This is a genomic window from Mixta sp. (genome assembly GCF_024610815.1).
Lineage (GTDB): Bacteria > Pseudomonadota > Gammaproteobacteria > Enterobacterales > Enterobacteriaceae > Mixta > Mixta calida.
Genome location: NZ_JANION010000105.1, coordinates 71,125 through 78,975 on the forward strand (window position 1 = coordinate 71,125; position 7,851 = coordinate 78,975).

Genomic DNA, 7,851 nt, shown 5'->3' on the forward strand with positions numbered 1-7,851 from the left:
TTTTAGCCTCAATTTGCTAAAGCGTGAGGTTAACAGCCGTTCACAAACTTTGACGGACTGTACGCTGAAATATTTGTTATAGTGGGCCTTCGGGAAGCTAACAGGCAGAAAAATGGGCGTCAGAGCACAGCAAAAAGAACGTACACGACGTTCGCTTATTGAGGCGGCATTTAGTCAGTTAAGTGCCGAGCGCAGTTTTGCCAGTCTGAGTTTACGGGAAGTTGCCCGTGAAGCCGGTATTGCCCCGACCTCCTTTTACCGCCATTTCCGCGATGTGGATGAGCTGGGATTAACCATGGTGGATGAAAGCGGCCTGATGTTAAGGCAGCTTATGCGTCAGGCGCGCCAGCGCATCGCCAAAGGCGGCAGCGTTATCAAAACCTCCGTCTCCACCTTTATGGAATTTATTGAAAGCAATCCCAACGCCTTCCGTCTGTTGTTACGTGAAAGATCGGGTACCTCCGCCGCTTTTCGCGCCGCCGTCGCGCGCGAAATTCAGCATTTTATCGCTGAGCTGGCAGATTATCTGGAGCTGGAAAACCGTATGCCGCGCAGTTTTACCGAAGCGCAGGCGGAAGCGATGGTCATCATTGTTTTTAATGCGGGCGCAGAAGCGCTGGATGTTGATGCGGAACAGCGCCGGAAGCTGGAAGAGCGGCTGGTGCTCCAGCTGCGTATGATCTCCAAAGGCGCCTACTATTGGTATCGCCGTGAGCAGGAGCGGACAGCGGTCACGCTCGATAGTCCTAATTAAATAAAAAAGGATATGACATGACAGATCAGAACCCTCGCGATAAAGGAACCTTACTGCTGGCGTTTATTACCGGCCTCGCGATCAACGGTTCTTTTTCCGTGCTTTTCAACGCTTTTGTCCCGTTTTCGATTTTCCCGCTAATTGCATTGGGGCTGGCGGCCTGGTGTCTGCACCAGCGTTATCTTAATCGCGCCATGCCGGAAGGCATGCCTTCGCTGGCCGCCGCCTTTTTCCTGCTCGGTATCCTGCTCTACAGCGCGATCGTACGCGCCGACTATCCTGAAATCGGCTCTAACTTTCTTCCGGTGGTCTTGATGGTGGCGCTGATCTTCTGGATTGGCACGCGTCTGCGTCGGAAGCGCTAACACCAGACCGTCAGCGCATAATTATCGGGCCTACAGGGAAGTAGGCCGTGATCTTTCCCCGCTTCGCCGCTCATTCCGCGGCTCCGACCGCAAACCGCTTATTAGCGACGCGTCAGCAGAACGCCGCACTCCATATGATGGGTATACGGGAACTGATCGAACAGCGCCAGACGCGTTACAGCATGAGTCTGCGCCAGCGTCGCGAGGTTGTCGCACAGGGTTTGCGGGTTGCAGGAGATATAGAGGATCTGTGGGTAACCCTGCACCAGTTTTACCGTCTCCTCATCGAGGCCGCTGCGCGGCGGATCGACAAAAATGGTCTCGCACTGATAGCTCTGTAAATCAATCCCCTCCAGGCGATTAAATGCGCGTACACCATTCATCGCCTGCGTAAACTCTTCCGCCGCCATGCGAATTATTTGCACGTTATCAATCTGGTTTGCCGCAATGTTGTATTGCGCGGCGGCGACCGAAGGCTTGGCGATCTCCGTCGCCAACACGCGGCGGAAATTACGCGCCAGCGCCAGCGAAAAATTGCCGTTGCCGCAGTAAAGCTCCAGCAGATCGCCCTGTGCGTTCTTCGTTACGTCCAGCGCCCATTCCAGCATCTGAATATTCATTGCCGCGTTAGGCTGGGTAAAGCTGTTTTCAATCTGGCGATAGATCATCTCTCGCCCGGCAACCGGCAGGCGTTCATCGACGTAATCCCGATCGAGGCAGATTTTTGTTTTGGTGGCGCGGCCAATCAGCTGAACATCGAAACCCTGCGCCCGCAGGGCATCGCGCAGCGCTTCCGCCGCCTGCTGCCACGCTTCATCAAGCTTGCGGTGATAAAGCAGGGAGATAACGATCTGATTGCTCGTCGTCGAAAGATAATCAATCTGGAAAAGCTTGCGTCGCAACGCCGCGTGATTGCGGATCGCGGCGATCATCAGCGGCATCATCTGATTGATCAATTCGCTGGCGGCGGGGAATTGATCGACACGGATGCGCTGGCGCGTCTGCTGATCGAAAATGATGTGGTAGAGATCGTCGCCATCGTGCCAGATGCGGAATTCCGCGCGCATACGATAGTGACTGACCGGCGAGCGAAACACCTCGATTTCCAGCGCGGAGAAGGGCGCCATCAGCTGTTGCAGGCGCGTCACTTTTTCCGCGAGCTGGGTTTCATAATGTTCGACGGGCAGTTTTTCGGGCGTCATGGCTTTTCCTGATTGAATGGCAAACTTGCCGGGCGATTGTAGGGATTCAATACGGGATGTCCAGCTCTGTCATTCCCTGCACATTATAGCAACCTGGAAGTCTGGACTTCCGAAAAGGGCGATTGTAGACTGCGCGGGCCGGTCTCCCGCCGAGTTAATAGGGAATCCAGTGTAAATCTGGAGCTGACGCGCAGCGGTAAGGAATGTCGTGGCGATTGCGAATAGCAGACACTGTCATCTGATGGGAAGTCATCGCCATATTATCGATTCCAAGCCCGAAGACCTGCCGGCAATACGTCGCACTTTACGGCTATCGCGAGCTATTGGCCGTACGCCTGCGGCATCCCGATCGATCTTTCGGATGCTTTGATAATGATGATAATGAAAAAAACGCCGTTGGCGCTGGCCGTCACGGCGATTTCCCTTTGGGCGCAGCCCGGCGCTGCGGCGGATAATGAAGAACTGACCGTTACCGCAAACCGAACCCAACAGCCTGTATCCAGCGTGCTGGCGCCGGTTGATATTGTTACGCGAGCTGATATTGATCGCTGGCAAGCAAAAACGCTAACGGACGCGTTGCGTCGTCTGCCAGGTGTCGACATTGCGCAAAACGGCGGAATGGGGCAGGTAAATTCCCTCTATGTCCGCGGTACCGAGGCGCGCCATACATTGGTGCTGATTGACGGCATCCCGCTGGCAAAGCCGGGTATTACCGGAATTGCTGACTACAATCAGATCCCGATTTCGCTTGTGCAGCGCATTGAGTTTATCCGGGGTGCGCGCTCAGCGGTTTATGGCGCTGACGCTATCGGCGGGGTAATCAACATTATCACCCAGGCGGAGCAACCGGTAAGCCAGCTTCAGGTTGGCGTAGGTTCTAACCATTATCAGCAATATGACGGCGCGCTGCGCCAGACGTTAGGAAAAGATACGCTTTTGACCGTAGCGGGCGCTTTTCAGGATACGAAAGGCTTTAACGTACAGCCGCAATCTACATATGTGGTGGATAGCGACCGTGACGGCTTCCGCAGTAAAACATTTTGGGCCGGTGTCGATCATCGCTTTAGCGATGCCTTTTCAGGCTTTATTCGTGGTTACGGCTATGATAATAAAAGCGAATATGACGCGAATTATCCCGACGGCGGCGATATCCGCCAGCTTTACAATCATACCTGGGAAAGCGGCCTCTCTTTTACCCAAGGCGATTACACCTCGCAGCTCACACTGAGCCTGCAAAAATATAAAGACTATAACTATGCCAGCACGCAGGGACGCTATCAGCGCGGCACGTCGCTGGATGATATGGAGCAGCGCAACCTGCAATGGGGCAATAGTTACCGCATTGGCCGCGGTATGGTCAGCGCCGGGATCGATCGACAGGAGCAACGGCTGGTCTCGCATGACGACTACGCCTCCGATCGTTATAAGCGTATCAATACCGGTTATTACCTGACGGGCCAGCAAGCGTTTAATGACGTGACGCTAGAAGCAGCATTACGCGGCGACGATAACAATCAGTTCGGCTGGAATACGACCTGGCAGACTGCCGTCGGCTGGACGTTTACGCCGGGCTACCGCGCTACGCTCTCCTATGCGACGGCTTTTCAGGCGCCAACGCTAGGGCAAATGTATGGTCAGCAACGGCTATATATTGTCGCTTCGCCCGATTTGAAAGCGGAAAAGTCGAAGCAGTGGGAAGTAGGTCTTGAAGGGCTTACTGGCCCCGTTGACTGGCGGCTCTCAGCCTATCAGAACAAAATCGATAACCTGATTGATTATTTCTATAACGGCAGCACGTTCCAGGGCGCTTATTACAATATACAATCGGCAACAATCCGTGGCGTAGAATGGACCGGCAGCATGGATACCGGCATCTTTTCGCATCGCGTTACCCTAAGCTATATCGATCCGCGTCGTGACAGCGATAATGAAGTTCTGGCGCATAGCTCACGTCAACAGTTCAAATATCAGCTGGACTGGGCGATGTTCGGGTTTGATATGGATGTGGCCTGGCAATATTATGGAAAAGGGTATTACAACAATACCAACCAATTCGCCAGCGAGCAGCGACGTATGCCGAGCTATAGCCTGGTGGATCTTTCAGCCTCTTATCCTGTCACCTCTCACCTGACGGTTCGTGGTAGAATTGCCAACCTGTTCGATAAAGATTACGAGACAGCGTATGGCTACCCAACCGCAGGACGTGAGTACTACCTCAGCGGAACTTACAGCTTCTGAATTACGACCCACCGTGCTGGTATTTGATTCCGGCGTGGGCGGGCTCTCTGTCTATGATGAGATTCGGCAGCTGCTGCCGAATCTTCATTATCTTTACGCTTTCGATAACGTCGCCTTTCCGTATGGCGAAAAGACGGAAGCGTTCATCGTTGAGCGCGTGGTCGCTATCGTTGAAGCGGTAACGCGTCGTTATCCTTTATCTATGGTGGTGATTGCCTGTAATACCGCCAGCACTGTTTCTTTACCTGCGCTGCGCGCGCGCTTTGGTTTTCCCGTTGTCGGCGTTGTGCCGGCGATTAAGCCAGCCGCCAGACTGACGCGTAATGGCGTCGTTGGTCTTCTGGCGACGCGGGCGACGGTGCGTCGTTCTTATACTCAGGAGCTGGTGGCGCAATTCGCCAGTGAATGTAAGACCGAAATGTTAGGTTCAGGCGAGCTGGTAGAATTAGCCGAAATGAAGTTACATGGTCATCAGGTTTCACTTGATGCCGTGCGTCGCATCCTGCAGCCCTGGCTGCGGATGGCAGAGCCGCCGGATACGGTCGTACTGGGCTGTACCCATTTCCCGCTGCTGGCTGACGAGCTGCAGGCGGTATTGCCTGAAGGCACCCGAATGATTGATTCTGGAGCGGCAATCGCGCGTCGCACCGTTTGGCTGCTGGAACATGAAGCTCCGGACGCACGCTCTAAAGAGAGTAATGTCGCGTTTTGCATGGAAATGACGCCGGACGCTGTGCAATTAATGCCCGTTTTACAGCGTTACGGCTTTGAAAAGCTGGAAAAACTAACGGTTTGACGAAAAAATCGACATCTGATTTATTTTTTGAAATTAGTACTTGTCAGCCGAAAAGAACTCCCTATAATGCGCCTCCACTGACACGGAACAACGGCTTCTTAGTCGGCCTTGTCAGGAAGGGAAAAGAAAATAAATTCTTGACTCTTCAGCGGGAAAGCGTAGTATACGCAGCCCGCGCCACTGAGAATGTGGCGCCGCTCTTTAACAATTTATCAGACAATCTGTGTGGGCACTCACAGGACGGATATCGCAAAACACATTTGCAGTATCAAGTCTCAGAGTGAACACGTAATTCATTACGACGTTTTTCTGTGAGCATCAGACTTTAATTGAAGAGTTTGATCATGGCTCAGATTGAACGCTGGCGGCAGGCCTAACACATGCAAGTCGAACGGTAACAGGAAGCAGCTTGCTGCTTCGCTGACGAGTGGCGGACGGGTGAGTAATGTCTGGGGATCTGCCCGATGGAGGGGGATAACCACTGGAAACGGTGGCTAATACCGCATAACGTCGCAAGACCAAAGTGGGGGACCTTCGGGCCTCACACCATCGGATGAACCCAGATGGGATTAGCTAGTAGGTGGGGTAACGGCTCACCTAGGCGACGATCCCTAGCTGGTCTGAGAGGATGACCAGCCACACTGGAACTGAGACACGGTCCAGACTCCTACGGGAGGCAGCAGTGGGGAATATTGCACAATGGGCGCAAGCCTGATGCAGCCATGCCGCGTGTATGAAGAAGGCCTTCGGGTTGTAAAGTACTTTCAGCGGGGAGGAAGGGATGGTGCTTAATACGCGCCGTCATTGACGTTACCCGCAGAAGAAGCACCGGCTAACTCCGTGCCAGCAGCCGCGGTAATACGGAGGGTGCAAGCGTTAATCGGAATTACTGGGCGTAAAGCGCACGCAGGCGGTCTGTTAAGTCAGATGTGAAATCCCCGGGCTTAACCTGGGAACTGCATTTGAAACTGGCAGGCTTGAGTCTCGTAGAGGGGGGTAGAATTCCAGGTGTAGCGGTGAAATGCGTAGAGATCTGGAGGAATACCGGTGGCGAAGGCGGCCCCCTGGACGAAGACTGACGCTCAGGTGCGAAAGCGTGGGGAGCAAACAGGATTAGATACCCTGGTAGTCCACGCCGTAAACGATGTCGACTTGGAGGCTGTTTCCTTGAGAAGTGGCTTCCGGAGCTAACGCGTTAAGTCGACCGCCTGGGGAGTACGGCCGCAAGGTTAAAACTCAAATGAATTGACGGGGGCCCGCACAAGCGGTGGAGCATGTGGTTTAATTCGATGCAACGCGAAGAACCTTACCTGGTCTTGACATCCACGGAATTCGGCAGAGATGCCCTAGTGCCTTCGGGAACCGTGAGACAGGTGCTGCATGGCTGTCGTCAGCTCGTGTTGTGAAATGTTGGGTTAAGTCCCGCAACGAGCGCAACCCTTATCCTTTGTTGCCAGCGCGTGATGGCGGGAACTCAAAGGAGACTGCCGGTGATAAACCGGAGGAAGGTGGGGATGACGTCAAGTCATCATGGCCCTTACGACCAGGGCTACACACGTGCTACAATGGCGCATACAAAGAGAAGCGACCTCGCGAGAGCAAGCGGACCTCATAAAGTGCGTCGTAGTCCGGATTGGAGTCTGCAACTCGACTCCATGAAGTCGGAATCGCTAGTAATCGTGGATCAGAATGCCACGGTGAATACGTTCCCGGGCCTTGTACACACCGCCCGTCACACCATGGGAGTGGGTTGCAAAAGAAGTAGGTAGCTTAACCTTCGGGAGGGCGCTTACCACTTTGTGATTCATGACTGGGGTGAAGTCGTAACAAGGTAACCGTAGGGGAACCTGCGGTTGGATCACCTCCTTACCAAGCTGATACCTTCCCGTGCAGTGCTCACACAGATTGTCTGATAGAAATTAACGAGCAGTAAAATCCCGGCAGGCTTGTAGCTCAGGTGGTTAGAGCGCACCCCTGATAAGGGTGAGGTCGGTGGTTCAAGTCCACTCAGGCCTACCAATTCCTTCCAGTACGGCGTTATGGTTCCGGCTTGCATAGTTTACTATGCTTCGCGAAACCATGCCTTGTCCTGAACGGAATTAAAGGTTAACGGTGATTTTACAGTATATCTGGGGCTATAGCTCAGCTGGGAGAGCGCCTGCTTTGCACGCAGGAGGTCAGCGGTTCGATCCCGCTTAGCTCCACCATCAACGTCAGGTTGATGACCACTCCAGAATACATTCACGAATGTATTGTGCAGTATTTGCTCTTTAACAATCCGGAACAAGCTGAAAATTTGAAAGAGCAGCTTCTTGCATAAAGAACTGTTCAGAGTCTCTCAATTTCTCGCACCATGCGGTGTCGCAAGACGCCTGCGGGTTGTGAGGTTAAGCGACCAAGCGTACACGGTGGATGCCCTGGCAGTCAGAGGCGATGAAGGACGTGCTAATCTGCGAAAAGCGCCGGTGAGGTGATATGAACCGCTATCAGCCGGCG

General features: G+C 53.6%; 5 protein-coding genes, 2 tRNA genes, 2 rRNA genes and 1 riboswitch. Of the genes, 8 read left to right on the forward strand and 1 reads right to left on the reverse strand.

Annotated features, from left to right (window positions below; genetic code table 11):
* Positions 1-112 precede the first annotated feature (112 nt).
* Both fabR and MYY08_RS07365 read left to right on the forward strand, forming a co-directional pair.
* Positions 113-754: an HTH-type transcriptional repressor FabR gene (fabR, locus tag MYY08_RS07360; RefSeq protein ID WP_038629022.1), complete on the forward strand. Its 642-nt coding sequence runs from the start codon at positions 113-115 to the stop codon at positions 752-754.
* Between the two features lie 17 nt (positions 755-771).
* A complete protein-coding gene (locus MYY08_RS07365; RefSeq protein WP_038629020.1) occupies positions 772-1,119 on the forward strand; it encodes a YijD family membrane protein in 348 nt (115 codons plus the stop codon).
* A gap of 101 nt (positions 1,120-1,220) precedes the next feature.
* Here MYY08_RS07365 and trmA read toward each other — a convergent pair whose 3' ends face one another.
* The gene (trmA, locus tag MYY08_RS07370) at positions 1,221-2,321 is read right to left on the reverse strand and encodes a tRNA (uridine(54)-C5)-methyltransferase TrmA (protein WP_288013864.1); all 1,101 of its coding nucleotides are present in this window, start codon (positions 2,319-2,321) and stop codon (positions 1,221-1,223) included.
* A gap of 123 nt (positions 2,322-2,444) precedes the next feature.
* A riboswitch (cobalamin riboswitch) is annotated at positions 2,445-2,626 on the forward strand.
* 70 nt (positions 2,627-2,696) lie between these two features.
* Between trmA and btuB the strand changes: the two genes are divergently transcribed.
* The 6 genes from btuB to MYY08_RS07400 all read left to right on the forward strand — a co-directional run.
* On the forward strand, positions 2,697-4,559 hold the full coding sequence (gene btuB, locus MYY08_RS07375; RefSeq protein ID WP_038630176.1) for a TonB-dependent vitamin B12 receptor BtuB: 1,863 nt from the start codon (positions 2,697-2,699) through the stop codon (positions 4,557-4,559).
* Positions 4,504-5,355, forward strand: a complete 852-nt coding sequence (gene murI / locus MYY08_RS07380; RefSeq protein WP_038629016.1) for a glutamate racemase — start codon at positions 4,504-4,506, stop codon at positions 5,353-5,355. The genes btuB and murI overlap by 56 nt, the downstream gene beginning before the upstream one ends.
* 326 nt (positions 5,356-5,681) lie before the next feature.
* Positions 5,682-7,224: ribosomal RNA gene (locus MYY08_RS07385) — 16S ribosomal RNA — on the forward strand.
* A 73-nt stretch (positions 7,225-7,297) separates the two neighbouring features.
* A tRNA-Ile gene (locus MYY08_RS07390) sits at positions 7,298-7,374 on the forward strand.
* Positions 7,375-7,486: 112 nt separating this feature from the next.
* Positions 7,487-7,562 (forward strand) — tRNA-Ala (locus MYY08_RS07395).
* 178 nt (positions 7,563-7,740) lie between these two features.
* A 23S ribosomal RNA gene (locus MYY08_RS07400) occupies positions 7,741-7,851 on the forward strand; the annotation flags it as partial.